The organism is Tenacibaculum sp. 190524A02b (genome assembly GCF_964036645.1).
Taxonomy (GTDB): Bacteria; Bacteroidota; Bacteroidia; order Flavobacteriales; family Flavobacteriaceae; genus Polaribacter; species Polaribacter vairaonense.
On the sequence record NZ_OZ038525.1, the window covers coordinates 4,896,785 to 4,920,217 of the forward strand.

42 protein-coding genes are annotated in these 23,433 nt (G+C 31.4%); 40 read left to right on the forward strand and 2 right to left on the reverse strand.

Going from position 1 to position 23,433, the window contains the following annotated elements; genetic code table 11:
* Nucleotides 1–218: 218 nt before the first annotated feature.
* Nucleotides 219–2,255 carry a T9SS type A sorting domain-containing protein gene (locus ABNT65_RS20160; protein ID WP_348746715.1) on the reverse strand — a complete coding sequence of 679 codons (2,037 nt, stop codon included), beginning with the start codon at nt 2,253–2,255 and terminating at the stop codon, nt 219–221.
* A gap of 688 nt (nt 2,256–2,943) precedes the next feature.
* Between ABNT65_RS20160 and ABNT65_RS20165 the strand changes: the two genes are divergently transcribed.
* The 7 genes from ABNT65_RS20165 (at nt 2,944) to ABNT65_RS20195 (ending at nt 7,213) form a co-directional block, all read left to right on the forward strand.
* Nucleotides 2,944–3,315 carry a hypothetical protein gene (locus ABNT65_RS20165; RefSeq protein ID WP_348703974.1) on the forward strand — a complete coding sequence of 124 codons (372 nt, stop codon included), beginning with the start codon at nt 2,944–2,946 and terminating at the stop codon, nt 3,313–3,315.
* Entirely contained in the window at nt 3,315–4,196 is an 882-nt protein-coding gene (locus tag ABNT65_RS20170) for an exonuclease domain-containing protein (RefSeq protein ID WP_348746716.1), read from the forward strand. Before ABNT65_RS20165 ends, ABNT65_RS20170 begins: the two co-directional genes overlap by 1 nt.
* A 211-nt stretch (nt 4,197–4,407) precedes the next feature.
* Nucleotides 4,408–5,058 carry a response regulator transcription factor gene (locus ABNT65_RS20175; protein WP_348746717.1) on the forward strand — a complete coding sequence of 217 codons (651 nt, stop codon included), beginning with the start codon at nt 4,408–4,410 and terminating at the stop codon, nt 5,056–5,058.
* Nucleotides 5,059–5,199: 141 nt separating this feature from the next.
* Nucleotides 5,200–5,991, forward strand: coding sequence for a hypothetical protein (locus tag ABNT65_RS20180; RefSeq protein ID WP_348746718.1), 792 nt, complete (start codon nt 5,200–5,202; stop codon nt 5,989–5,991).
* A gap of 179 nt (nt 5,992–6,170) precedes the next feature.
* Entirely contained in the window at nt 6,171–6,338 is a 168-nt protein-coding gene (locus ABNT65_RS20185; protein WP_348746719.1) for a hypothetical protein, read from the forward strand.
* Nucleotides 6,339–6,360: 22 nt separating this feature from the next.
* Nucleotides 6,361–7,056, forward strand: a complete 696-nt coding sequence (locus tag ABNT65_RS20190) for a hypothetical protein (RefSeq protein WP_348746720.1) — start codon at nt 6,361–6,363, stop codon at nt 7,054–7,056.
* The gene (locus ABNT65_RS20195) at nt 7,046–7,213 is read left to right on the forward strand and encodes a hypothetical protein (RefSeq protein ID WP_348738418.1); all 168 of its coding nucleotides are present in this window, start codon (nt 7,046–7,048) and stop codon (nt 7,211–7,213) included. Before ABNT65_RS20190 ends, ABNT65_RS20195 begins: the two co-directional genes overlap by 11 nt.
* A gap of 38 nt (nt 7,214–7,251) precedes the next feature.
* Here ABNT65_RS20195 and ABNT65_RS20200 read toward each other — a convergent pair whose 3' ends face one another.
* Nucleotides 7,252–7,662: a hypothetical protein gene (locus tag ABNT65_RS20200; protein ID WP_348746721.1), complete on the reverse strand. Its 411-nt coding sequence runs from the start codon at nt 7,660–7,662 to the stop codon at nt 7,252–7,254.
* A gap of 174 nt (nt 7,663–7,836) precedes the next feature.
* Between ABNT65_RS20200 and ABNT65_RS20205 the strand changes: the two genes are divergently transcribed.
* The 33 genes from ABNT65_RS20205 (at nt 7,837) to ABNT65_RS20365 (ending at nt 23,432) form a co-directional block, all read left to right on the forward strand.
* Complete coding sequence (locus ABNT65_RS20205) at nt 7,837–8,055, forward strand: hypothetical protein (protein ID WP_348738421.1); 219 nt, start codon at nt 7,837–7,839, stop codon at nt 8,053–8,055.
* A 139-nt stretch (nt 8,056–8,194) separates the two neighbouring features.
* Nucleotides 8,195–8,392 carry a hypothetical protein gene (locus ABNT65_RS20210; protein ID WP_348746722.1) on the forward strand — a complete coding sequence of 66 codons (198 nt, stop codon included), beginning with the start codon at nt 8,195–8,197 and terminating at the stop codon, nt 8,390–8,392.
* 219 nt (nt 8,393–8,611) lie between these two features.
* Nucleotides 8,612–8,755 carry a hypothetical protein gene (locus ABNT65_RS20215; RefSeq protein WP_348746723.1) on the forward strand — a complete coding sequence of 48 codons (144 nt, stop codon included), beginning with the start codon at nt 8,612–8,614 and terminating at the stop codon, nt 8,753–8,755.
* A gap of 93 nt (nt 8,756–8,848) precedes the next feature.
* A complete protein-coding gene (locus ABNT65_RS20220) occupies nt 8,849–8,992 on the forward strand; it encodes a hypothetical protein (RefSeq protein ID WP_348746724.1) in 144 nt (47 codons plus the stop codon).
* Nucleotides 8,993–9,739 (forward strand): hypothetical protein, encoded by a 747-nt coding sequence (locus ABNT65_RS20225; RefSeq protein WP_348746725.1) that lies wholly within the window; start codon nt 8,993–8,995, stop codon nt 9,737–9,739.
* Nucleotides 9,740–9,741: 2 nt separating this feature from the next.
* Nucleotides 9,742–11,121, forward strand: a complete 1,380-nt coding sequence (locus tag ABNT65_RS20230; RefSeq protein ID WP_348746726.1) for a replicative DNA helicase — start codon at nt 9,742–9,744, stop codon at nt 11,119–11,121.
* Complete coding sequence (locus ABNT65_RS20235) at nt 11,121–11,435, forward strand: HNH endonuclease signature motif containing protein (RefSeq protein WP_348746727.1); 315 nt, start codon at nt 11,121–11,123, stop codon at nt 11,433–11,435. The genes ABNT65_RS20230 and ABNT65_RS20235 overlap by 1 nt, the downstream gene beginning before the upstream one ends.
* Nucleotides 11,436–11,548: 113 nt before the next feature.
* Complete coding sequence (locus ABNT65_RS20240; protein WP_348704009.1) at nt 11,549–12,025, forward strand: P27 family phage terminase small subunit; 477 nt, start codon at nt 11,549–11,551, stop codon at nt 12,023–12,025.
* Nucleotides 12,026–13,765 carry a terminase large subunit gene (locus ABNT65_RS20245; RefSeq protein ID WP_348704012.1) on the forward strand — a complete coding sequence of 580 codons (1,740 nt, stop codon included), beginning with the start codon at nt 12,026–12,028 and terminating at the stop codon, nt 13,763–13,765.
* Nucleotides 13,766–13,897: 132 nt separating this feature from the next.
* Complete coding sequence (locus tag ABNT65_RS20250) at nt 13,898–14,545, forward strand: recombinase family protein (RefSeq protein ID WP_348704014.1); 648 nt, start codon at nt 13,898–13,900, stop codon at nt 14,543–14,545.
* Nucleotides 14,546–14,702: 157 nt separating this feature from the next.
* The gene (locus ABNT65_RS20255) at nt 14,703–14,930 is read left to right on the forward strand and encodes a hypothetical protein (RefSeq protein WP_348746728.1); all 228 of its coding nucleotides are present in this window, start codon (nt 14,703–14,705) and stop codon (nt 14,928–14,930) included.
* 5 nt (nt 14,931–14,935) lie between these two features.
* Nucleotides 14,936–15,145 (forward strand): hypothetical protein, encoded by a 210-nt coding sequence (locus tag ABNT65_RS20260; protein WP_348738439.1) that lies wholly within the window; start codon nt 14,936–14,938, stop codon nt 15,143–15,145.
* Nucleotides 15,146–15,195: 50 nt separating this feature from the next.
* Nucleotides 15,196–15,399, forward strand: a complete 204-nt coding sequence (locus ABNT65_RS20265; RefSeq protein ID WP_348738441.1) for a hypothetical protein — start codon at nt 15,196–15,198, stop codon at nt 15,397–15,399.
* A 67-nt stretch (nt 15,400–15,466) separates the two neighbouring features.
* Complete coding sequence (locus tag ABNT65_RS20270) at nt 15,467–15,679, forward strand: hypothetical protein (protein WP_348746729.1); 213 nt, start codon at nt 15,467–15,469, stop codon at nt 15,677–15,679.
* A 37-nt stretch (nt 15,680–15,716) separates the two neighbouring features.
* On the forward strand, nt 15,717–15,884 hold the full coding sequence (locus tag ABNT65_RS20275) for a hypothetical protein (protein WP_348746730.1): 168 nt from the start codon (nt 15,717–15,719) through the stop codon (nt 15,882–15,884).
* 12 nt (nt 15,885–15,896) lie between these two features.
* On the forward strand, nt 15,897–16,064 hold the full coding sequence (locus ABNT65_RS20280; protein ID WP_348746731.1) for a hypothetical protein: 168 nt from the start codon (nt 15,897–15,899) through the stop codon (nt 16,062–16,064).
* A gap of 1 nt (nt 16,065) precedes the next feature.
* Nucleotides 16,066–16,206, forward strand: a complete 141-nt coding sequence (locus ABNT65_RS20285) for a hypothetical protein (protein ID WP_348746732.1) — start codon at nt 16,066–16,068, stop codon at nt 16,204–16,206.
* Nucleotides 16,207–16,263: 57 nt separating this feature from the next.
* A complete protein-coding gene (locus tag ABNT65_RS20290; protein WP_348746729.1) occupies nt 16,264–16,476 on the forward strand; it encodes a hypothetical protein in 213 nt (70 codons plus the stop codon).
* A 298-nt stretch (nt 16,477–16,774) separates the two neighbouring features.
* Nucleotides 16,775–16,903: a hypothetical protein gene (locus ABNT65_RS20295; protein WP_348746733.1), complete on the forward strand. Its 129-nt coding sequence runs from the start codon at nt 16,775–16,777 to the stop codon at nt 16,901–16,903.
* Nucleotides 16,904–16,916: 13 nt separating this feature from the next.
* A complete protein-coding gene (locus tag ABNT65_RS20300; protein ID WP_348746734.1) occupies nt 16,917–17,642 on the forward strand; it encodes a DUF2786 domain-containing protein in 726 nt (241 codons plus the stop codon).
* Nucleotides 17,643–17,647: 5 nt separating this feature from the next.
* Entirely contained in the window at nt 17,648–17,920 is a 273-nt protein-coding gene (locus ABNT65_RS20305; protein WP_348746735.1) for a hypothetical protein, read from the forward strand.
* Between the two features lie 11 nt (nt 17,921–17,931).
* Nucleotides 17,932–18,192: a hypothetical protein gene (locus tag ABNT65_RS20310; RefSeq protein ID WP_348746736.1), complete on the forward strand. Its 261-nt coding sequence runs from the start codon at nt 17,932–17,934 to the stop codon at nt 18,190–18,192.
* 13 nt (nt 18,193–18,205) lie between these two features.
* On the forward strand, nt 18,206–18,355 hold the full coding sequence (locus ABNT65_RS20315) for a hypothetical protein (protein ID WP_348746737.1): 150 nt from the start codon (nt 18,206–18,208) through the stop codon (nt 18,353–18,355).
* Complete coding sequence (locus tag ABNT65_RS20320) at nt 18,331–18,594, forward strand: hypothetical protein (protein ID WP_348746738.1); 264 nt, start codon at nt 18,331–18,333, stop codon at nt 18,592–18,594. Before ABNT65_RS20315 ends, ABNT65_RS20320 begins: the two co-directional genes overlap by 25 nt.
* A 16-nt stretch (nt 18,595–18,610) precedes the next feature.
* Nucleotides 18,611–18,883 (forward strand): hypothetical protein, encoded by a 273-nt coding sequence (locus ABNT65_RS20325; protein ID WP_348746739.1) that lies wholly within the window; start codon nt 18,611–18,613, stop codon nt 18,881–18,883.
* A 56-nt stretch (nt 18,884–18,939) separates the two neighbouring features.
* Complete coding sequence (locus tag ABNT65_RS20330) at nt 18,940–19,143, forward strand: hypothetical protein (RefSeq protein ID WP_348738441.1); 204 nt, start codon at nt 18,940–18,942, stop codon at nt 19,141–19,143.
* Between the two features lie 18 nt (nt 19,144–19,161).
* Nucleotides 19,162–19,398 carry a hypothetical protein gene (locus ABNT65_RS20335; RefSeq protein WP_348746740.1) on the forward strand — a complete coding sequence of 79 codons (237 nt, stop codon included), beginning with the start codon at nt 19,162–19,164 and terminating at the stop codon, nt 19,396–19,398.
* A 22-nt stretch (nt 19,399–19,420) separates the two neighbouring features.
* The gene (locus ABNT65_RS20340) at nt 19,421–19,636 is read left to right on the forward strand and encodes a hypothetical protein (RefSeq protein ID WP_348702672.1); all 216 of its coding nucleotides are present in this window, start codon (nt 19,421–19,423) and stop codon (nt 19,634–19,636) included.
* A gap of 42 nt (nt 19,637–19,678) precedes the next feature.
* Nucleotides 19,679–19,918: a hypothetical protein gene (locus ABNT65_RS20345; RefSeq protein WP_348702673.1), complete on the forward strand. Its 240-nt coding sequence runs from the start codon at nt 19,679–19,681 to the stop codon at nt 19,916–19,918.
* Nucleotides 19,919–19,929: 11 nt separating this feature from the next.
* Nucleotides 19,930–20,094, forward strand: a complete 165-nt coding sequence (locus ABNT65_RS20350; RefSeq protein WP_348738117.1) for a helix-turn-helix domain-containing protein — start codon at nt 19,930–19,932, stop codon at nt 20,092–20,094.
* A gap of 266 nt (nt 20,095–20,360) precedes the next feature.
* Nucleotides 20,361–21,551 carry a phage portal protein gene (locus ABNT65_RS20355; RefSeq protein ID WP_348746741.1) on the forward strand — a complete coding sequence of 397 codons (1,191 nt, stop codon included), beginning with the start codon at nt 20,361–20,363 and terminating at the stop codon, nt 21,549–21,551.
* Nucleotides 21,544–22,143, forward strand: a complete 600-nt coding sequence (locus ABNT65_RS20360) for an HK97 family phage prohead protease (protein WP_348746742.1) — start codon at nt 21,544–21,546, stop codon at nt 22,141–22,143. The genes ABNT65_RS20355 and ABNT65_RS20360 overlap by 8 nt, the downstream gene beginning before the upstream one ends.
* On the forward strand, nt 22,143–23,432 hold the full coding sequence (locus tag ABNT65_RS20365; RefSeq protein WP_348746743.1) for a phage major capsid protein: 1,290 nt from the start codon (nt 22,143–22,145) through the stop codon (nt 23,430–23,432). The genes ABNT65_RS20360 and ABNT65_RS20365 overlap by 1 nt, the downstream gene beginning before the upstream one ends.
* Nucleotide 23,433: the final 1 nt, after the last annotated feature.

A 23,433-nucleotide genomic window follows, 5' to 3' on the forward strand; every position in this document is an offset into this window, starting at 1 on the left:
TGTTTAGTTTTTTTATGTTTTGATAAAACGATTAAGTAAGGTGTTTGTCTTTACATAAAAAGAAGTAGTACAAAGTTTGGGTTAAGTTGAACTTCTGATTAGAAAGAGTGCATAAAAAAACAGGAAACACACCGGCTAAAGGTTTCCTGTTTCTTGAACTTGGATCTAGAATTATAGAGTGAACTTGTTGTTTATTTCACTGTGAGTATTAAAAGCTATTAGTTAAGTATTAGCTTTTTATGATGTTTATTATTAATGATCACTAAGTAAATACCTCTAGCGAAATCTGTTACAGTAATAGCTTTTTGCTTTTTATGATCTTCAAATTTATTGGTATATAAAACTTGACCATTTAAGTTAACCACTTTAACACTGTTTATTTCTGCTCCATGTCTTATATTAATAATATCTTTAGCTGGGTTAGGGAATAAGTTTAAAGCTAATTTGTCAACTATATAATTATCTTCAGTGCTAAGAGGATCTCCTGAACCACCATTGTAATTAGTGAATGCAAAATCAGTAAAGTATACCTCACCAGCATCAGATTGATTGAATACAAATCGAATTGAAGCTACAGAACTAAAATCAACTCCTTGAAATGCTTCCATAGGAATAGCAACAGTATTTGCTACATTATGAGGGGTAACATTACCGTAAGTTCCTTGCGGGTGGTATAATGCAGATGAAAACTTAGTAACTGTTGTTTCAGTACTTTGACCGTTTAAATCTGTAATTTTGATTACAAAATCCTTTGGATCTCCGTTGTTTCTATTTATTTGCCAAGGCGGTTGTGCAGTATAACCTGTTCTAAAAGTTAAGTGTGTATACTTGCTAGCATTTCTCAAGCTATTAGGTATAGATAATTCAAACCATCCCTCTCTAGTATTTTCCCATGAAGCAATAATACGAGGTAGCCCTTCATTTTCATTTGGGTTATTGTGATCATCGTATCTAGCATCACCACATAAAGTATTTCCACAAACTTTTAAATTAATTCCATTATGAGTAATGCTTCCTCCAGTAGAAGTTTGACTGGTTGTTTGAGCGTCCTTTACTCTATGAATTAATACTTTTTCTTCTTTAGGAGCTTGGTAAGATACATGCACTTCGTTATTTACTAATTGAGTAGTAGAAGGAGCTTCAATGTTAGTTCCTAAAATTGGCTCAGCATATTTATTGTTGTTATCTACATATTTCTTTATAAAAGAATGCAAATACGCTTTTAAAATATTTCTTTGTTTAGTTGGACCAAATCTGTTGCTGTTGTTTCCACAGAAAGCACCTTTGTTTTGGTCGTTCCTAGTTAAACTTTCCCAATCATCAAAAGTAGCAGCAGGGAACATATTAGGAGTCCATACAGTATTAAAATAGTTATGATTGGCACCTTTTAATAAGATTTGATGAGCCGCTTTATTACTAACTTCAGTTTGTCTGTCATAATTCCAAATACCCGGTAAATCAGTTAAGTCACCATCACAATAAGGTAACATTACAGCATAGGTCATTTCTGGATGACTAAAGTTATTGTAATTTGTTGGGGCTACTGCAAATACACCTTTAATACTATATGGGTTTTGTTGTTTTGCGTTGTGTATAAAATGACTAACAACACCTTCTCCTCCTCTAGAGTGCCCTACAGTTATAATGTTATTAAAATCTATTTTGCTTACAAAATTACCATTTAATAATTGAGCATTATTATTAGCATTTTTTAATAGATCTAAGTGTGCTTGTAATAATTCAGCTCTAGCTTGCATGGCTTCATCTCTAAAAGGGTTTTGGTTACCTCTTTCAATAAAGTTAGCCATTAAAATATCGTTAGTGTCAACTGAAACAGCTATATAACCATGAGATGCTAAGAAGTCTAATAAATAGTCATAGCCAGCATGATTAGGAATTTCCTTAGAGTCTCCTAAAGAGTTTAAGTTTGGTCCATCACAAGGAAATAATTCAAATCCATTAGACCCTTCTTTTACATAGCATGTATTATGCTTTCCATGCATAATAAGAACTAAAGGGAATGTTCCGTTAGCTTTTGGAGCTCTTACATTAGCTCTAATTCTAATGTTGTACTTTTCAAAGTTAGCAAGTCCAGGAAGTTTAATTTTTTCATCTAGTAAGTAGTCAAACTTTTCTACATTAAAACTACCAGCAAGTCCTGGGTCAATTTGTTCATCACTCGTTTGTGCATTTAAGGGGGTTGAAATGCCAACGATGATCAAAAAAATAAATAAAATATAGTTTTTTAAAATCATGTTGAAATATTTTTCGTTTCTGTGCTATTAAACAGTTAGGAATTAATTTACCCTAACAAAAAAGTGAATATGGGTAATTTAATCTATGTTTTAATTTTGTTTTTTTTAAGTGTTTAAGGTTTTAATATGTAAGTTTTTTTATCTTTATTAACTAATAAACTTTTCTTTTTTAACTTAGAGTCGCTTTTGTTATGTAATCACAATTTTTTTTACTTTTTATTCGTCTTAAGGAGTGAAATAATTTAGTATTAAGTTAAGTTTATTAATAGGAAGTAGCAAAATTGAGTAGTTTTTAAAAGTAAAAGCATAAAAAAAACCATTAGTAAAAACTAATGGTTTTTGTAGTAGCGAGGAGCAGATTTGAACTGCCGACCTCAGGGTTATGAAAAGCGATGTCGTACTTTTTTGGGGGTTAAGCCCAGTATTTACGTTTATATAAACATCGATTTTATGTGTTTTTAAGTCAAATAGTGTACCAAATAGTGTACTGAATTAAGATGTAAAAATAGGAAATTATAATAAAAAAAAATGTGGAATAGTTTGAGTAATTTTCATAAAAAAGAATTGGTTTAAGTTGTTTTTAGTGTTTGTTTTTTAAGGTTAGTTGATTAGAATTTAAATATTTTGTTAATGGTGGTGAAATAGTTAAATTCGGTAGATATAAATCAATAACTAAACAAATTATAAGATGACAAAAATTTATAGAAGTTTTAAAGAGCCTGATAGGGAGAATTTAACTTGGAAGGAAACATGGGAAAAAGAAGATAAGGGATTGATTAAGAATTATGAAATAGGAAGGTCTCTAGGTTTGAAATACCCTGAATTAGTTGAAAAAGCTAAAAGAGGAGAGTTGCCAGCTTTAGGGTATAAAGGTGGTGTCGATAAAGTTTTAAAAATGAAAGAGAAAATAGGTGCTTTGAATTATGTAGCGAAATGGCAGGCTCTTAGAGGTGAAGATTTAGATATTGATCTAGATAAAGAACTGGTTTTAACTTGTAGTAAAACTGGTGTAAGAGTGTTGTTTACTATGGATTTAGAGAAACTAAAAAATTTATCATAATGGATTTTTTAGCGATAGATGTAGAAACTGCAAACTCGGATATGGCTTCTATTTGTCAAATAGGTTTTGTAGTTTATGATAAGGGTGAAATAGTAAAGGAGTGGTCTAGTTTAATTAATCCGGAGGATTATTTTGATTATTGGAACGAATCAGTTCATAAAATTACTGAAAGTGATGTAGAAGGGAGTCCTGTTTTTCCTGATGTTTATGATTTTTTAAAAGAACACTTGGAAGGAAATGTTGGTGTTTGTCATACACATTTTGATAGGGTTTCATTAAATAAGGTTTGTCTGAAGTATGGTTTGCCAATAATTCCAGTTAAATGGGTGGATACAGCTAAGGTTGCAAGAAGGTGTTGGGGTGAATTTTCTTATAAAGGTTATGGATTGGCTAATGTTTGTGATAAGTTAGGGTATGTTTTTAAACATCACGATGCTTTAGAAGATGCAAAAGCGGCGGCACATATTCTAATTTCTGCTATTAAAGAAACAGAGAATACGTTAGATGATTGGATTATTAGAATTGATAAGCCAATTTCATTAAATGGTGGTTCTTATGATAATTCTATTTCAAAAGAAGGAAATCCTAACGGTAACTTGTATGGTGAGGTATTAGTATTTACGGGTTCTTTACAAATACCTAGAAAAGAGGCGTCTGTGCTTGCGTCTGAAATAGGGTGTAAGGTTGATAATAGTGTTACTAAAAAGACAACTCTTTTGGTTGTTGGTGATCAGGATATTACTAAGTTATCGGGGAAAAAGAAAAGCTCAAAACATTTAAAAGCTGAAAACTTACAAGCTAAAGGGCAAAGTATTAGGGTTATTAAAGAGTCTGATTTTCTTGCTCTTTATGAGTCTAATGTTGAGAAGGTGTTGAGATGATTTTAGTAAGGTAAGGTATTTACGTTTTAGGAAAAAGGCATCTAGGTTAGGTGTCTTTTTTTTATTTTTCATTGTAAATCAGTGTTTTTTATTTAGAGTCAATATAAATAGGTGTTTTTTTTATAGAAAAATAGCTCGTCTAAGGGTTTCCTCTACAAAAATATTTTTTCAAATCACTTATGTTTGTAGCTCATTAAGAAATTAACATAAAATGGAAGACGTTGTAAGAGTTCATGTTGCAGAGGATCATTACATTACATTGATGGGGTATAAAGCTCTTTTAAGTCAATTTAACTGTGAAATAGTTAGTGTTAGTAAAAACGGATTAGAAACAATAAAGTGGGCAGAAAGTAATAAAGAGGAAGCAGATGTTTTATTGCTTGACATATCAATGAAGTTGTTAAATGGATTAGAAGCTTTTCAGTATATGCAAAAGCAGAATATTAATATACCTACTGTAGTTTTTACTTCTCATTTAGATGAGAGTTTAATTAAAATTGCTTTTGATTGTGGTGCGCTTTCATATGTGTGCAAGTCAGACCCAACGTTTAATATGCCTAAAGCAGTATTGGCAGCAGCTAAAGGAGAAAAATTTATTCCTGATTATGTTCAGGAAATTATAGATAAAAGCAATTTATTTAAGCCAAGGGCTAGTAAAATAATGAATTTTAGTAAACCCTTATCACCAAATGAGCTTAAAACATTAGAGTTAATAGTAGAAGAAAAAGACACAAGTGAAATAGTACAAGAGCTAAAGATATCTAAAAGTTCTTTTTACACAGTCATTGAAAGGATTAGGGAAAAAGCTAATGTAAAAAATAACATAGCTTTAGTTAAGAAATTATTTAGGAACAATTATTAAAAAAAACACAGGTACACAGTTAATTAGGTTTGTTATCTTTATGGGTTAATTAAAATGCACCCATAACAATGAAAAAATTATTATTTGTATTCGCAATTGTAAGCCTAGTTTTAACTTCTTGTACTGACAATACAACAGAACATGAAGAGTTACTTAAAATTAACGCAGTCGAAAAAGACAAAATTACAGCACCAGGGTCAGGTGGAGGTGGAGACGACGACAACTCGGAAGACTAAGACCTATATAACATACATATTAGCCTTGTTTTGTGGGGTTATATTTTTCTCATTTGAGTTTATACCAAACTTAAGTGATGAGCAGTTTATTGCCCAAACTGAATTTGATAATTTAAAAAAACAAAACACTTTAGCTTTAGGGAAATTAAAAGAATTAACAAAAGATACTTCAGAATACAAAGAGTATATATCTATAAATAAAGAGAAAAATTTAGCTTATAAAAAACTAAAAGAAATAAAGGAATCTAAAAAAGTATTTGGTTTTATAAACTTAAAAATATTTTTGTACCATTTTGGTATAGCAATGTGTCTTTTTGTCTACGGTGTATTTAATTTATTTCAGTCATTTTACTTTGAAAGAAAGAACTTTAGCTCTAAGGTTCTACATGGGTTTATAATATTCATTTCATTATTTAAGTTTTATTGGGTATTTCAAAGTTATAGTGACTATAGTGTTTTTACCTACTCAATTGTATCTGTATTTTCTCTTTTCATATTAGTATTATTTGTAAAGCTTAGAACAAAGTATCAAGACCATAATATTAATAGATTAAGACTTTACTTATATCATATAAGTAAAAAAGCTTTATTAAGTGCAAATACGGAAGAAAACAGAAAAGAAATTCTAAATATGGTAGAAGATTTAAATAACGGGAAAGAGATAAAACAAGGTATAAATAAATTAAAGAATGTTTAGACAGTTTGAAAATTTGTTTTAAATTTACGATACGTTTTAAGAAAAAAAAATTGAACACTTAAGAAAACCCCTTCTTATGTGTTTTACTGAAAATTTTATTGAGTATAATACACTTATAGTTACACAGGTGGTATATAATAATCGTTACTTTTGTTCATTGAATATAAACAAGATAAAGAATGAAAAAAGCATTGTTATTTATAGTATTATCTAGTGTAGTTTTAATCAGTTGTACTGATAATACATTAGAAGAATTAGAAACTAAAAAGAATGAAATTAAATTTACAGAACCAGGGGACGACGGAGATATTAGAGAAACCGATCCAGACGACGACGGGGAAGGTTAAAAGGTATTCAAAAGGTATAGTTGTGGTTATACTTTTGTTAGTAGGTATAACTGCATCTTTTCCACATCGCTTATTTACACCTGCTATTAAGAACCCAGAAATTTATAAGTTGAATAAGGAAAGGGATGAGTTAAAAAAGAAATGGAATAGAGTAGAATTAGAGCATGATAATTTGTTTAAGTCTAATCAGATAACTAAAGAAGAGTACTTTTTTATAAAAGCTTACAATGAAAAGGAGAGGAAAAGTGGTTTTAGAAAAATAAGTAAAAAAAGAAAAGAAATTGCAAATTCATTTTCATTTAATGGAAGAAATAGTTTAAACCATTGGCTTTGGGTGTTTGGTATATTAATGACGCTATTTGTTAGTTCCTGTTTTCTTGCAGTTAAAGATGCTAGATTGAAAAAGGCTGGTCTTTTAAAATGGTATGAGCCCCATGCTTCTATTGGGTTTATTACAGTTTCATTATTTTGGTTATATCATACTGTTTTTAACGTCACAAAAGATTTTCCTATATCTGTTTATACATTGTATCTTTTAGCTGTATTGTTGCCTATATCTTATTTTATTTATCATTTTTTAAGAAGAACGTTTGTTATAGATGAAAAGCATTTAGAAAACATACGAGATTTAGTTGGGTTTGTTTTGAAAAATACTAAAGAAGCTAAAGAGGTTGAGAAGTGGGATTTACTTGAAAAAATATCTAATAATGGAAAATAGGAAAAAAGAAATTTTAGGTAGATTAGGGGAAACTTGTCAGGTTTCAATTAATGAAAAACAAAAGCAGTTAGATATTCTAGAGCGACAAGAGGAAGAAATTGAAAAGAATAAGAATTTTTCTTTATTAAAATTAAAGTCAATACGTTATTTTGATTAATAAAATATAGGTTACTTTGTGATTTGTTACGAAGTAACCTAAATTTTTAGATACTTATATAAGTTTTCCTTTGAAGCTGTAATTTCTGCTAACTTTCTTGATACTCTTATTTCTATAATATTAGAGAATATTTTTTCATTCATAAATTTCTCTTCGTTAGTTGCGATATAAGATACTAATGATTTAAGTTTTATTTTAACTCCGTCAATTTCACAGATTTCATTTGAATTGTAATCTTCTTCAGTTTCATTTACATAAGAGTTATTTGTTTTGAATCCATTATTAATGTATTCGTCATACATTAATAATGTTTTTTTGTACGGTTTTGTTGTTTCTCCATTTAAAAACTTATCAGCACCTACTTGGGTTACCTTTAAGTCTTTTGCAAGTTTGTATCCGCTTATGTTGTTTTCTTTCAGTATTTTACGTATTTCTTCGGCTGATCTCATTACCTTTTTTATTGGTTAAGATTGAATGAATTTATAATTATGTATAAAAGTTATTTGTTTTATGCATAACTCTTTTATATATTTGTGTTGTAATACTACAACTATTAATGCAAATATATGTAAAAATACAGTAAAGTTGTGTATAAATATTGTATTACAATGTTTTAAAAATTTATGGATAAATCAGAAAACATAAAACAGTTATTTACTAAAATTCAAGATAGGAAGGATTTTTTTAAGAAAATTTCTGATGAGTTTAATGTGGAGGTGAGTACAGTTGAGACCAATTGGTTTTCAAGAGGTAAAGTGCCAAAAAAATATGGTGTAGAGGATAGGGTTATAATGTTTATGCAGAAATATATTCAACTCCAAAATGGAGTAATTATAGGATAAAATTAAAAAGCGGTATTAAGGCTATAAGTTGTTTATTTTCTTAAAACGTAAAGTATTGAGGGTTTTTATACCGCTTCCCTCATTTTGTAAAATTATTAATTGACAATTAGTGTGTGAGGTCTGTAAAAGGCTTATGTACATGCAGGTAAAAAAAATGACAGCTGAAACAGCACATAATGTAATAAAAGCTCTTTCTAGTAAAGAACTATCTCGTCTTTATAAAATTTTAGGCGTAGATGTTAAAGAAGAAAAGAAGAAGGAGGAGAAAGAGCCTTTATTGTCGGATGCTGATGCTACAGAATACTTGCTAAGTAGGTTTGGGAGAGGGAGAAGGTAGTTAGTGTTTATGTGTTACTATGTTTTGATGATTAGGGGTAATCATCTTAGTAATAGGTTAAAAAAAGGCAGGAAGTAATTTGTTTATTTGATTTTTTAAAGTTTTCCCCTCAATAGGAGTGGTTCCCTGCGCCACTCTTTTAATTAAGGAAGTTTGGTTAGTTGATTTTTTGAGGGTGGTTTTGTAAGGAGGCTGCCCTCATTTTAAAAAGAAAGAATTATGATTGAAATTTTAGAAAATATACAAGCTCCAGAATTGGCAATGTTGATGGTTGGTAGTGGTTTAGGATGGTTTTTTACTGGGCTTTTTCTCTATTTAACTTATAGAGAAAATAGGTTTTTACGTAAACATATTAAGATGTAGTGATTTGTTGGTTTTCTAATTTGTATGCTGGGTAAAGTAGATTCCCTTTGCTTTCCCAGCATATTTTTTAAAGCTAATTATAAAATTAAAATAATGGATACTTCAAAGTGGAATAAGGTAGAAGAAACAAAAGAAAATGTGTCATTTAATGATGATTGCGCCGAGAAAAAAATGTGCGCGCCTATTGGTTTTTTTGGAGTGTTAGAGCAATGTAAAATTTGTAAAAAAATATTGTAAATGGAATTTGTAATTCTTTTAAATCAGGCTATGTGTTGTAAGTATAATTTAACTTTTCAACAAGGTGTTCAATTAGAGTTTTTAGGAAAGCTTAGCACTTGGGCTACTTCAATAGTTTATGAAAAGGAGATTTATTACAATATAACATTTGAAAAAATTTCAGAAGAGTTGCCTATTGTGTTTTCTTCTTCAAATAAGGCGTACAGAGCGTTTCTTGAGTTAAAAAAGAAGGGTTTTATTGAGCAAGTTAAAGTAGGGAGAACTCAACATAATTATGTTCGATTATCTGCAAAAGGTAAGAGGGTTTTAAGGTTCGACAAAAATAACGAACCTCACCAAGGTTCGACAAATTTAACGACAAGGTTCGACAAAAACAACGAACCTCAAAAAACGGCTGTATCCGTTGCTGTTACTGAAAGTGTTGTTCAAGGTTCGACAAATACGTCGACGTATCATAATCAATTAACCAATATATCAGAGAGAGACGCGCGAGCGTGGGATTTTTTAAAAGATAAAAAAACATATGAAATGGAGGTTTGGGAGATGCAAAATAAAACTCAGATTGAAAACATAGAAAAATTTAAAAGTGATTTTAATGATACGGTTGATGTTGAGCAGTTGGTTTATGATGGGAAGGTATTATTGGCAAGGTTGTCAAAATATACTAGAAATTGGATAACGAATAGTTCAAGGTTTAAAGTTTTAAAATCAGAAACACCGTCAGTTAGACGTAAAAGAATTGGTTAGTTATGAGCGTAAAAAATTCTCACTCGGTTTTGATTCCTCCACAAGCAACAGGTTTAGAAAAAACAGTTTTAGGTGCTTTGTTGATTGATAGCAAGGCTTTCGGGGAAGTTGAAAGTATATTGGTTAAAGAGGTTTTTTATCTCCCAGAACATCAGGAGGTATTTGTGGCTATGAAAAGTTTATTTGAAAGTAACTACCCTATAGATCTTCAAACAGTTGCAGAAAAGCTGAAATCATTAGGTAAGTTAAAAGACTCAGGGGTGATGTTGTTGGTTGAGTTAACACAGTCGGTAGGTTCAACGGCTAACATCAAATTTCATGCGGAGGTTCTTAAAGAGAAGTATGTAAAACGAAAAGTAATAGAAGTTTCAAACAGGATTTCAAAATTAGCTTATAATGAGGAGGTTTCACCAAATGAACTTTTAGAGTTAATGGGGCAAGAATTGTCTAGTGTAGATGATGTTTTAAATGTTGAGTCTTCGGCTGTAACTTGGAGAGAAGCAATGGTTAGTTTACCTGAGCATGTTCAGAGATTGTCGAATAGTAATGGAGAAATTACGGGTTTGCCAACTGGTTTGAAAGCATTAGATAATCATTTTTCTGGTTGGCAGCCGCAAGATTTTATAGTTATTGGAGGTGATAGTGGAATGGGTAAAACTGCTTTTGTGATGTGTACAATGTTGGCTTGTGCGCAGCGTGGAGATTCGGTTGGGATGTTTAGTATGGAAATGAGTGTTAAGCAACTTGCTATTAGAGCAGCGGCTGTTAATTCTAATTTTCATATGAATCAGTTGATGAGGACAGGTTTTGATAAGGATAAATATTTTCAATCATTGTATTCGGTAGTAGATGAGATGAAGGAGTATCCAATTCATATTGATGACAAGCCAGCTTTAACTGTTGCTGAAATGAAAAGAAAGGCTAGGTCGTTAAAACGTAAACATGGTATTAAAATATTGGTTATTGATTTTATACAAATGTTTTCAGGGGATAAAGAATTAAGGTTGAATATAGGTGAGGCGGCTAGAGAGTGTAAAAATTTGGCTAAAGAATTAGATATTCCAGTGATTGCGTTGTCGCAAATAAGTAGAGAAGTTAGGAAGAGTAAATATCATTTACCTAAGAAGTATCATTTAAAGGAAGCTTCTGCAATAGAAGAAGCAGCAGATGTGATAGGTATGTTGTATAGGCCTAGTTACTACGGATATAACCCAGAAGATTATAGTGGTTTGTATGAAGAGTTGGGGTTGTATGGAGAAGAGAATGCGTGTTTGTTAGTAGAGAAGAATAGGAATGGTTCACTAGGAACTGTAGGTTTAAGGTATATCGAAGATAAGACCAAGTATGTAGATGGTGTTGTTGAATCAAACTCTTTAGTCTAATGCCTAATAAACCAGTAACTAAAAGAAAGCCTTGGCATGTGAAACCTAAGCAAATGCATGAGAGAACAGTAGATAATTCAACTATTTATAATAGTTGGAGCTGGCGTAAGTATAGGAAGAAAAGGTTAGCTGAAGAGCCGCTTTGTAGGAAATGTGATGAGAAGGGGTTGGTAGTTGTGGCAAAGGTTTTAGATCATATTGTGAGGATAGAAGATGGAGGAGAAGTTTATTTAGATTCAAATACACAGCCCTTATGTGTAAAATGTCATAATAGTAAGTCTGGGCGCGAGGCTCATGGCTACAAAGAAAATTAAAGGGGATATGGGGTGTAATCTCTGAGGCGGTCTATAACCCTACATCGCCTCCTAGAGAGAATTTTACTCACGGATAATTTTGAGTAGGGGGGGTAAAAATAGAAAGAAATCAAATGGAAATTAAACATAACGAAGTAGGAAAATCAAAGGTTCTTCCATTAACAAAAGAAGAATCAACTTTATATGAAGCATTGAAGGAGTTACCAAAACCAATTCAAGCTTCAGGATTAAGTACTGACCAGGTTATATGGTGGTATTGGTTTGGAAATGAGTTTTTAAAAACTAGGCAATTTTCAAAATTAGACTTAACGCATTTGCAAAAAGCAGCCTTTTGGATGGATGCTAGATGTAAGGCAATTAAGAAGGTGAATGAACGAGGGTATTTTGGAGGATTGGTTCAAGAGTTTAAATCAGGAGCCTCAAATGTTTCAGCTCATGTTACTGTCATTGAAAAGGCAGATAAACATTTAGATGAAGTGTCAGCACATTTTGGTTTGTCTTTTAAAGACAGGCAAAAATTAAAAACAGATGATAGTTCAGGGGAGCAATTATCATTGTTTGATCAAGTAGTTAAAAAGATATATGGTTAAATGAAAATACCTAAAGAAATAAAGAACTCAATTCCGTTTCAATATGCTAATGATGTTGAAAGTGGAAAGATTGTTACAGGAAGAAAAATAAAACTTGCTGTAAAAAGATTCTTTAGGTTAATTGAGAATGCAAATGAAAAAGGTTATTGGTTGGACCATAAAAAGGGTTTTGCCGTTATTAAGTTCTTTGAAAATTTTTTAGTTCATACAAAAGGAAAGTCAGCAGGGCAAAAATTTATTTTAGCTCCTCATCAGCAGTTTATGTTGTATAATATTTACGCTTGGCAAAAGCGTAATGAATTTGGTGAGGCAATAAGGTTAATTAAAAATACTTATGAGAAGGTAGCTAAAAAAAATGGGAAGACTGCGGTTGAAGCTGGTGACGGCCTTTTTGCAATGTCCTTCGATTTAGAAGAAGGAGCAGAGGTTTATATTGGAGCTACCAAGGAAGAGCAGGCTAAGTTGTGTTTTAGTCAATCTGGTGAATTTATAAATAAATCAACTTTACTTCAAAGGTTAGGGTTTGTAGTTTATCAAAAAGAAATAAGATTTATTCCTACAAATTCATTTATGAAGCCTCTAGGGGGAGATAGTAAAACACAGGATGGTATTAATTCCCACAGAACTATTATAGATGAATATCATGCTCATAGAGATGATACGGTTAAAGAAAATTTAGAATCTTCTTCGGCAGCTAGAAAGCAGCCATTAACTAAAACTATTACAACAGCAGGTTTTAATGTGCACGGTGTCTGTAAAAAATTTGAAGAAAGTTGTGAGAGGATTCTAGAGGGAGTAGATGAAGATGATAGTTTCTTTATAATGATTCATGACTTAGATGAAGATGATGATTGGGAGGATCCAAAAGTTTGGGTTAAAGCTAATCCAAACTTAGGTGTTACAGTTTCAATGGATTATCTGATGGGAGAATATCAAAAGGCTAAAAATCAGCCCTCAAAAATTCCAAACTTTAAAACAAAGCATTTGAATATGTGGGTTGATGCGCCTGAAGTTTGGATAGATTCAAAATACTGGGAAGCTTGTACAGATTTAATAATTGAAGAAAACTTTGCTAAAAATGGAAATTGTGGTGGGCTGGATTTATCCACTACAACAGATATTACAGCTTACGCAATTATTTCTAATCCTGATGAAAACGGTGTGAGAGATTTGAAAGTATGGTGTTTTTGCCCCAAAGATACCATTGATAAAAGGAGTAAGGAGGATGGTGTTCCGTATAGGTACTGGGCATCAATGCTTAGGGATGATGCAAAAGATGAAAATGATACTTACTTAATTGCTACAGAAGGAAACATGGTTGATTATTCGGTCTTGGCTTCGGTGGTTGGTGAGGCTTATTTTAAGTATAAAACTGATTGGGTAGAGTATGACCGTAAATTTTCAGGAGGGCTTGTAAATAATTTTACTGAAAAGAATATTGAGATGAGTCCATTTTCACAAACGATAATGAATTTTAGTTCCCCAACAAAAGAGTTTGATAGATTGGTAAGAAGTGGGAAGTTAAGAGTAGGGAATAATCCAATTTTAAAGTACGCATTAAGTGGGTGTGTACCTAAATATGATGATAATGAAAATGTCAGGTTAACAAAAGCAAAAGCAACGAAAAGGATTGATCCGATTATTGCTTCAATTATGGCGCTGGCTGGTACACTCTCAGTTAAAGAAGATGAGGAAAGCAAATACAACGACCCTGAAAGTTCAATAGTATTAGGGGCTTAGAAAACAAATTCTAAGAAACAATATTGGTAAATCAAACTAGAAAAATACATTTTATGATGCATAGAATAATATAATAAAAGAAGTCTCAAGACATGGATTTGAATGATTACGTAACATTTAAAATCCAAAATTATGAGACAAGATTTTTATTATTTAAGAGTGAGTACCGAAAACCAAAATGTCGATATGCAGCTTGACAGAGTAAAGTTATTAGGTGCTAAAGATGAAAACATTTTTATTGATAAAGATTCAGGGAAAAATGACGATCGTAAAGAGTTAAAAAAACTCTTGGGGAAACTAAGGCAAGGAGATAAAGTAATCTTTTATGATCTAACAAGGTTGGGAAGAAATTTAAAGTACTTAATCACATTAGTAGAGCATTTCTATGAAATGGGTGTTGACTTTCAGGATTTAACTAATCCGTTTATCAACACAGAAAGTACCAGAACAGCTGAAGGAGAATTGATATTCTTAATATTTGGGGCGTTAGGTCAGTACTTTAGGAAATCAAGTAATGAGAAAGTAAAAGCAGGATTAGCAGCCGCTCGGGCAAGAGGAAAGTTTGGAGGGCGTCCAAAAGGGATTAGTGATAGATTAAAAGAGAAAGCTCCCTTAGCGGTTATCATGCATAAGAATCCAGACGTGTCAATTAAAGATATTATGAATGCTTTACATATTTCACAAGGTTCTGTTTATAGGTGTTTTGAACATGAAGGTTATGATTACAAGAAACAGCACAAGAACAAAGGGAATAAAAATGCAGCGTATAAGCTGAAATAAAAATAATAACAAGCCACCCATTTTAGGTGGGTGGTGATTAAAACAGAATAAATAATGAAGAAACAAAAATACTTAGTAATAGGATTTGTACTAGGAATAACTAGTACAGTTTTAACAGCCTACCTTCTTTGGAGATATTAAATAAATAGTAGGAATTATGGATGGTATAGAAAAAGCTAAGGAAACATACAAAAGGTGGTGGGTAGGGAAATATTGTAAAGTTCCTGGGGACTATCAATATAAAAAGGTAATTGATGTAGTTGTTTATGGTCCAAGATCATTTGTTTATGGTGGAGCTTCACTTGTATTTGAAGATTTAAGTAATAGACCAATAAGAACAACAGCATTCAAACCAAGAAAGAAGGATATATTAATCAAACAGTAATTATCATGAGTCAAAAATTACAAGAAATAGTTCAAGAATGGGATGAAGGTGTAGAAAACGGATTTATTGATGAAGGAGACCTTTTTGGAAGATTAGTTGAGCATTGTGAAGAATTAGAAGGTAAAATGGCTTTTGCTTTAGAGCAAGCAAAAGGAATTGAAAAGTACAACTTCAATTCAATCAAAAGAACAATTATATCAATATTAAACCTGTAGGTTAATCGATCAGCCTGTTTAAGTGATCGAGAAATAAAAAGAATAATAAAATGACAAGATTATTAAAAGTAGAAGAAAAAATAACAGACGCTATAAGAGAGGTGAATTTAGCAAAAGATGACTTGAAAAATCCAAAAGAAATATCAAATGTGTTAGCTCTTTTGGAACAAGCACATTGTTGGTTGGAAATTCTTCAAGAAGACAAAGGAATAAAAGACAAGGAAGGAAAGATTTTACAATCTCATTTGGAATAGGTTAAATAATCTGTAGGTTTTCACTTACGCAAGTATTAACGCAAATATTAATTTAAAACCTAGATATATGGTATTTGGAGAAGCTTTCGAGCAAGTAAAAAAAGGTAAATCAATGAGATTACCACAATGGAGTGAAGATGTGAAAATTAAAGCTCAGTACCCAGACGAAAACAGCAAAATGACAGCTCCGTATTTATACGTTGAAAGTCGATTTGGTAATGTGCCATGGAAAGAAACAATGATAGAATTGTTTTCTGATAAATGGGAAGTTTGTAATTAACCGAATGCCCTTCGGGGCGTTCATTTTAACAGTAATTATGGAAATATCACCAGAAAAATTAGAAGCAATGGAAAACACCATTGACCAATTACAAGCAAAGATTGATGACGGAGACGATTTAACAATTTGGGAAAGTGTGTTAATGGACACCTTATGCTGGATAGCATTAGATGAAGACGAACCAACGTGTATAGGACGTATTTAAAATAGTGTAGTTATGAGATTCCACTCACAATATTGCCCAGTATGTGAAAAACGCAGAATTTTCTTAGAGAAGTTGAAAAGCGCAACTGATGGCAATTGTACTGAAATGGAAGATGTATGTCAAACATGCAATACTCAATACTACGTAAAAGAAGATAAACGAATTAAACTTAAAGTGTAGTATGAAAAGTATTGAAGAAATAGAGTATTCTGACGAACAAAAAGAGTCTCTAAAAAGTAGTAGGAAGTTTTTAAAAAATGTTACTCAAGAAGAATTAATGATGTTAGCAAAAGAATTTACAGATAATCAAATATTAAACTAATTGTAGGTTTTCACTTACGCAAGTATTAACGCAAATATTAATTTAAAACCTAGATATATGGTATTTGGAGAAGCTTTCGAGCAAGTAAAAAAAGGTAAATCAATGAGATTACCACAATGGAGTGAAGATGTGAAAATTAAAGCTCAGTACCCAGACGAAAACAGCAAAATGACAGCTCCGTATTTATACGTTGAAAGTCGATTTGGTAATGTGCCATGGAAAGAAACAATGATAGAATTGTTTTCTGATAAATGGGAAGTTTGTAATTAACCGAATGCCCTTCGGGGCGTTCATTTTAACAGTAGTTAAATAAAGAGCTGAGCAATTAAGCATATAACAAGAAATATAATAGTGTAAATGAAAATGTTTTTAACCATTGGTCGATCTTTTATAGGGATTTCAGATTCATCAAACCAATTACTCACTAATTCGGAGTCTGTTAAAAATGAGATAAATATTTTAATTAATGAAATTATCCCAATAACAAAGACAAAAAGTAAAAGTAAACCTATAAGTATTTCCATTGTAGGCAAAATTAAACAAACAAATTAAAAACTAATTGTAGAAAATGAAAACAAAGCAAGAAATAGAATCTAAAGTAAAAGAGTTTGAAAAGAAGCTCTTAGATGAAGGTTCAGCCAAAGACATTATTATGACTAAAATATACTCACTTAGGTGGGTGTTAAACGAACTTTAAAACTGTAGTTACCATGAACAGTAAGAGAGAAAAAATAAAGGCAAAAATTAAAGCTCTTTTAGCTAAGACCACGGATAATGGAGCTAGTAAAGAAGAAATGGAGGCAGCGCTTTCAAAAGCAAATCAATTAATGGTTAGTTTTTTTATATCGGAGCATGATTTAAAAGACCCTTATATAGCTGAGAAATGTGTTTTGAAGGAAGTTCCATTAGTGAAATCAGGCTATGATTTAACTAATTTTTACAATAGTTTAACAAGGTTGTTTGATTGTCATTATTACTACAATAGTAAAAGGATTGCGTTTTTTGGATTTGAAGAAGATACAGAGCTTTGCGGTTACTTCTACAACTTCATAGTTAAAACGTGTCTTAAAGAAAAGGCAAAGTATATGAAATCTAAAGATTATGCTTATTTAAAACAACTGTACCATGGTCGAACTCTAGCAGCTTCATTTATAAAAGGTTTTATTAATGGGATTTCTAGCAAAATGAATAAAATGTATAATGATAGAAAAACGGAACTATCAAGCGAAAAATATAGTTTAATGGTTATTGATAAAAAAACAAAGGTAAAGGATCAGTTTGAAAGCTTGAATATGAAAATTAAGAGTGTTTCTATGAAGCAAATAATTGCTGAAGAATCAGCATTTAACCAAGGAAAGAAAATAGGGAAAAATATAAATCTGGTTCAAGGTGTAAATCAAAGTAAGAAGCAATCAACCTTATCATTAAACCTGTAGAAATTATGACAACTCAAAAATTAATAAAAGAACTAGAGAAAAAATCAAAATTGCTTTTTCCAGATTGTGCTAGACATTGGGCAAACGTAAAATGGGAGGCAGAAAGTATTTTCAATAAAACCACTTTTACAGTTTATTTAGGAGGTGGATACGATGATATTTCAAAAGAACCAATATCAGAATATTTCACAGCTAAAAGTGTAAATGAAATTTTTAATGAAGTAAACAGATTGATTGACGGTCGATCTAAAAGAGAAACAATTAATCACAAAGAATAACTGTAGAAATCATGACACAAAACACATATAAAACAAAAGCAATAAAAGCGTTTGAAAATCTAAACGAGCTAAGTCTCAAAAAACTCAAAGAAAAGTTAGAAAATCATCTTTCAAATGGTGAATTTGAATTTAAAACAGTAAATCTACCAGAACCTTTTAACAAAGCAGACGTAGTAAATGGCATAGAGTCCAGATATTTAATATATCTAGGAATGATTCCTGTACCAAATAAATTTAGTCATGGGGATTATGATAGTTACACTTTTTTTTAAACCTGTAGAAATTATGAAAACTCATTTTGCTTTGATTGAAGATTTAGAAAACTCATTCAATCCAATTTATAGCGAACCAATATGTGGTTCTGGAAGTGAAAACGTAACTGACGATAAAGATTTTGTTAGTTGTAAAAAATGCTTAAACAAATTAAACCTGTAGTTAAATGGCCAAGAATTGATTTTCTGGCCTCTACCGTAAACACTAAGAAAATGAAAGAAATTAAACATATAACAAATGAACATATAGAAGTAATTTCTTCTACATGGGCTTTAAAATTGAATAGGCCAAACTTGTATTATAAAAACATTTTACGAGATGTTAGAGATGGATTGAAAGAATGGGAAATATTACCATACTTCATAGTTGAAGCTTTGAGAGGGCTTAAATATAAATTATAAACAAAGTGTAGAAATTATGACAACTCAAAAATTAATAAAAGAACTAGAGAAAAAATCAAAATTGCTTTTTCCAGATTGTGCTAGACATTGGGCAAACGTAAAATGGGAGGCAGAAAGTATTTTCAATAAAACCACTTTTACAGTTCATTTAGGAGGTGGATACGATGATATTTCAAAAGAACCAATATCAGAATATTTCACAGCTAAAAGTGTAAATGAAATTTTTAATGAAGTAAACAGATTAATTGACGGTCGATCTAAAAGAGAAACAATTAATCACAAAGAATAACTGTAGGTTGATCGATCAGCCTGTTTAAGTGATCGAGAAATAAAAAGAATAATAAAATGACAAGATTATTAAAAGTAGAAGAAAAAATAACAGACGCTATAAGAGAGGTGAATTTAGCAAAAGATGACTTGAAAAATCCAAAAGAAATATCAAATGTGTTAGCTCTTTTGGAACAAGCACATTGTTGGTTGGAAATTCTTCAAGAAGACAAAGGAATAAAAGACAAGGAAGGAAAGATTTTACAATCTCATTTGGAATAGGTTAAATAATCTGTAGTTATGGCAATAATTGAAAATACAACACCGAGGGAAAATATGAAGGTTGCTAATCCTCCATCTATTTCGATTCGCGAAAGTTTGGAATTGACAACCGATAAGATATTAGTTACAGAATGGGCGGATCATCTTCATTGCAAGGTTCACTTAAAAACGGATAAGAGAAATCTAAAAATAAGTTTAGGACACAATGATGTCCTGGACATCTATAATCAAACGAAACACCTTTTAAAACAGTAATTAAAATAACATAATAAAAAAAATGAAGATAAAATCAAAAAATAAAGAGGTTGAAAGATGTATAGTTTTTAATGTAAATGGAAAAAAGATAGTATTAAGTAAAAATAAGGAGGATTTAAGAATAATGTTCAATGATTGGTTGGATAATGATTGTTTTGATAATGTTAATTTAAAAATAAAAGAAAAAGATATTAGTTTGTCGAGGTTAGAACGTTTCGAAAACTTCGATGGTTTTTAAAATTTTAACTACAATAATCTTCTTGTGAAAAAAGATAAAATAATGAGTCAAGTATTAATAGCGGAACAGCAAGAAAGGAATGTTAAGTCGAGGGTGTATGACTTAGCTAAAAAAATAGGTACCCGTAATGGTTTTTTTGAGTACTATTTTAAAATAGTGCTTCGTTGTAACTCTCAAAAGCAAGCTTTTGAGTTGGTTAATCAGATTCATTACTTGATTTATGATGAGTTTAGGTATAATTGTTATCACTCTTTTCTCAATCAAAGAAAAAAGATGTTTTAAAAGTATTAAATATGGTTGGTGATTTAAAAAATGAAAGAGAAGCTTTGGTTTTGGATGCTTTTCTAAATGATGAGAATAATACAGTTCCTGCAATTTCAAAAAAGTTGGGATTTGACGAAAGAACAGTGTCTAGAGTAATTAATAAGTATATAAAAAATTTAACGATTAATGAGTAGTAGTTTAACTCCAAATATGAAACTATTGTTGATAGTTTTGAGTACTTTTTTATTAGCGTTTGTTACCTCGTTATTGTTAGAGTTAAAGCTCTTTCAGAATGTGGTTAGGTTTTTTTTAGTTGTATTATTGATAATTTTAGAATTGTTTTTTGGTTTTCTTTTGGTGAAAAATTTATTAAAAAAAAACTAGTAAACCAATAGTTAATCAATAGTTAATAATATAACTACTAAAACTTATGATTTTTACATCGTAAAAGATGTAAAAAATGTTATTCCAAGCATTAAAAAATGAATTTAAAGGACAGTCGGTTAGCTCTGGTTTTGGTTTATGGCCAAGTATTACTAGTAGTTCGGTTGTTAACACTAATTCTGCATTAACTCTTTCTGCTTTTTATAACGCTGTGGATATAATAAGCAATGATTTTGCTAAACTTCCTAAGTCTCTTTATCAAAAAATAGAGGGTGATCGTAAAAAAAAACCAGATCATTCAATTAATTATATTCTTTCAAGACGTCCTAATAAACTTATGACGTCTTTTATGTTTGATAAAATGATGATTCAGTATGCAATTTTGAAAGGAAATGCCTACGCAATTATTGAACGTGATTATAAAGAGAAGGTGGTTGCTTTACATTTGGTAGAGCAAGATAAAACCTCTGTTACTGTTTGGAAGAAGAACAGGAAATTATATTATGAGATTGATGGGGAGATGTATAGTTCAGATGATGTTATTCATGTTCCGGGGTTTTCATTTGATGGAATTACGGGGATCGGGGTTGTGTCATTTGCTGCAAAAAGTTTAGGGGTTAATTTAAAATCACAAAACTTTGCAGATGAGTATTATGATTCCAAAGGAGAAGGTATAGCTGTAGTAACTTCAAGTAAGTCTATGGATCCGGACGCTAAAATTAGGTTGTCAAATGCAATAACAAGTAGGCTTAGTCAAAAAGGAATGGTTAAAGCAACTGTTTTAGATGAGTCGAATACATTTCAGCATATAAAATTAACACCTCAGGAAAGTCAATTTCTACAAACCAATTCTAACGGTGTGTTAGAGGTAGCTCGTTGGTTGAATTTGCCTCCGCACAAGTTGAAATCCTTAGAAAATGCCACTTTTAGTAATATAGAACATCAAGAAATAGCGCATGTTTCAGATAGTGTTTTGCCTTGGTCTTTAAAGTTTCAAAACGAATATACAGTTAAGTTACTTTCTGTAGCTGAAGAGATTGAAGGGTATTATATAAAATTCAATACTAAAAGCTTATTAAGGGCAGACTTAAAGGCGCAATCTGAGTTTTTTTCTAAAATGATTTATGCTGGAGTGTATACTAGGAATGAAGTTAGAGCTTTGTTTGAACTTAATGCTTTAGAAGGTTTAGATTCTCCTTTAACTCCGGTAAATACAAATATTTTAGAACAAATAGATGCATTGTTAAAACAAAAACAAGATGGGTAAATCAGTAGAGCAGGAAAGAAGAATGCTTTCAGGGGGTAGTTTGAAGGTGGAAAATAGAAGTGAGGAGGATGATTCTAGAGGAGAGATTCAAGGAACAGCAGCGAAATTTAATAAAAGAACCAAAATTGGAAATTGGTTTTATGAAGAAATTTTACCTGGTGCTTTTGATGGGGTTTTAGATGATGATGTTAGATGTTTATTGAATCATAATCCTGATCAAATTTTGGGAAGAACAAAATCGGGGACACTTGATATTTGGGTTGATGATGAAGGATTAAAATATAAATACCTAACCCCAAATAGAACATTTGGAATAGACTTACAAGATGCAATTGAGTCAGGTGATGTCTCTGGTTCTTCATTTTCATTTAGAGCGGAGGAGGTTATATGGATTGAACAGGAAGATGATTTAGATATAAGGCAGATTAAGAAAGTAGGTGCTTTGTATGATGTTGCGCCAGTAACCTATCCTGCATATGAAGATACAAGTGTGGCAAAAAGGTCGTACGATCAAAGAGAAAAGGATAAAGCTTTTTCTGGTAGGAATTTGAGGCAATTTGAGTTAATTATTAATAAAAATAAAATTAAATAATGAAAACATATAAAGAATTAAAAGAAGAGCGTGGAGGTTTGTTGGGTAAGCAAGAGTCTTTGGTAAACTTAGCTAAAAAAGAAAACAGAGATTTAACCCCAGAAGAAGAGCAAAGGTTTGATGATTATCAGTCTCAAATAGAGGCTTTAGATCCTAAAATAGCAAGAGCTAAATTGATTGGAAAAATAGAGGCTGAGGAAGCTAGGTCTACAGGTGAGAATATTTCCGCTCCAAATATTAATACTGGTAAAAAAGAAGATAGGACTTTTAGTTTAACTCGTGCAATGAGATCTGTAGTTAATGATGGTAAGGTTTCTGGTGTTGAATTAGAAGCTTGGCAAGAGTCAAGGAATGAGTTAACAGGGCTGGGTTTAGATGCTCCTCAGGTAAATGTAATAAGCATACCTTCTTCAATGATTGAGGATAGGAGTCAATCTGTTTTTGGTGATGACGGAAAAAAAGGAGGTAAGTTAGTAGTGACTGAAGCTCCAAGAATGGTAGCTCCATTGTTTCCTAATAATCCATTGTCTGAATTGGGGGTAACTCATTTGTCGGGTTTGCAAGGTAATGTTCCATTGTTGTCTAATACTGATGTGGAGTTTTATTGGGCTTCTGAAAATGAAAAAGTTTCTACAAGTACTGATGCGGATTTTGATGGGCCAGTATTAAAACCTAAAAGGATAGTGGCTATAGTAGATATTTCTCATCAATTGATGTTTCAAAGTAGTGTTAATATAGAGGTGTTTATAATTAATTTACTGAATAATGCTTACGGAAGATCTTTGGCTGCGGCAATTTTAAATGGACCAGGGGGTAAGGCTCCAACAGGCATTCTTAATCTTGAAGGAGTGTTAGATTTGGGTAGAGGGGTTACGGATTTATTAGATCCTTCGTATGTAGATATTGTAGCTCTTGAAACTGCAATAGAGTCAAATAATGCTACTGATAATAATTTGGCATATGTTACTAATAAAGCTTTAAAAGGGAAGTTGAAGGTGACTGCTAAAGTAAAAGGAACAGATAGTGTAATGCTTTCAGATGGTAAGCTTCTTAATGAGAGTAAATTAGTGTCTACAAATATAATACCAGATTTATCTGGAGGGAATCCTTTGATTTTTGGTGATTGGTCTCAGGTTTTTACTGGGTCATGGGGTGGAATTTCAATTACTGTTGATAATTTAACTCAAGTTGCATCAGGGAAAATAAGATTAGTTGTAAATGCTTATGCTGATATGCAAGTGGTGCATCCTGAGGCTTTTGCGTTTAATAAGAAGTTTAAAGTTTTATAAT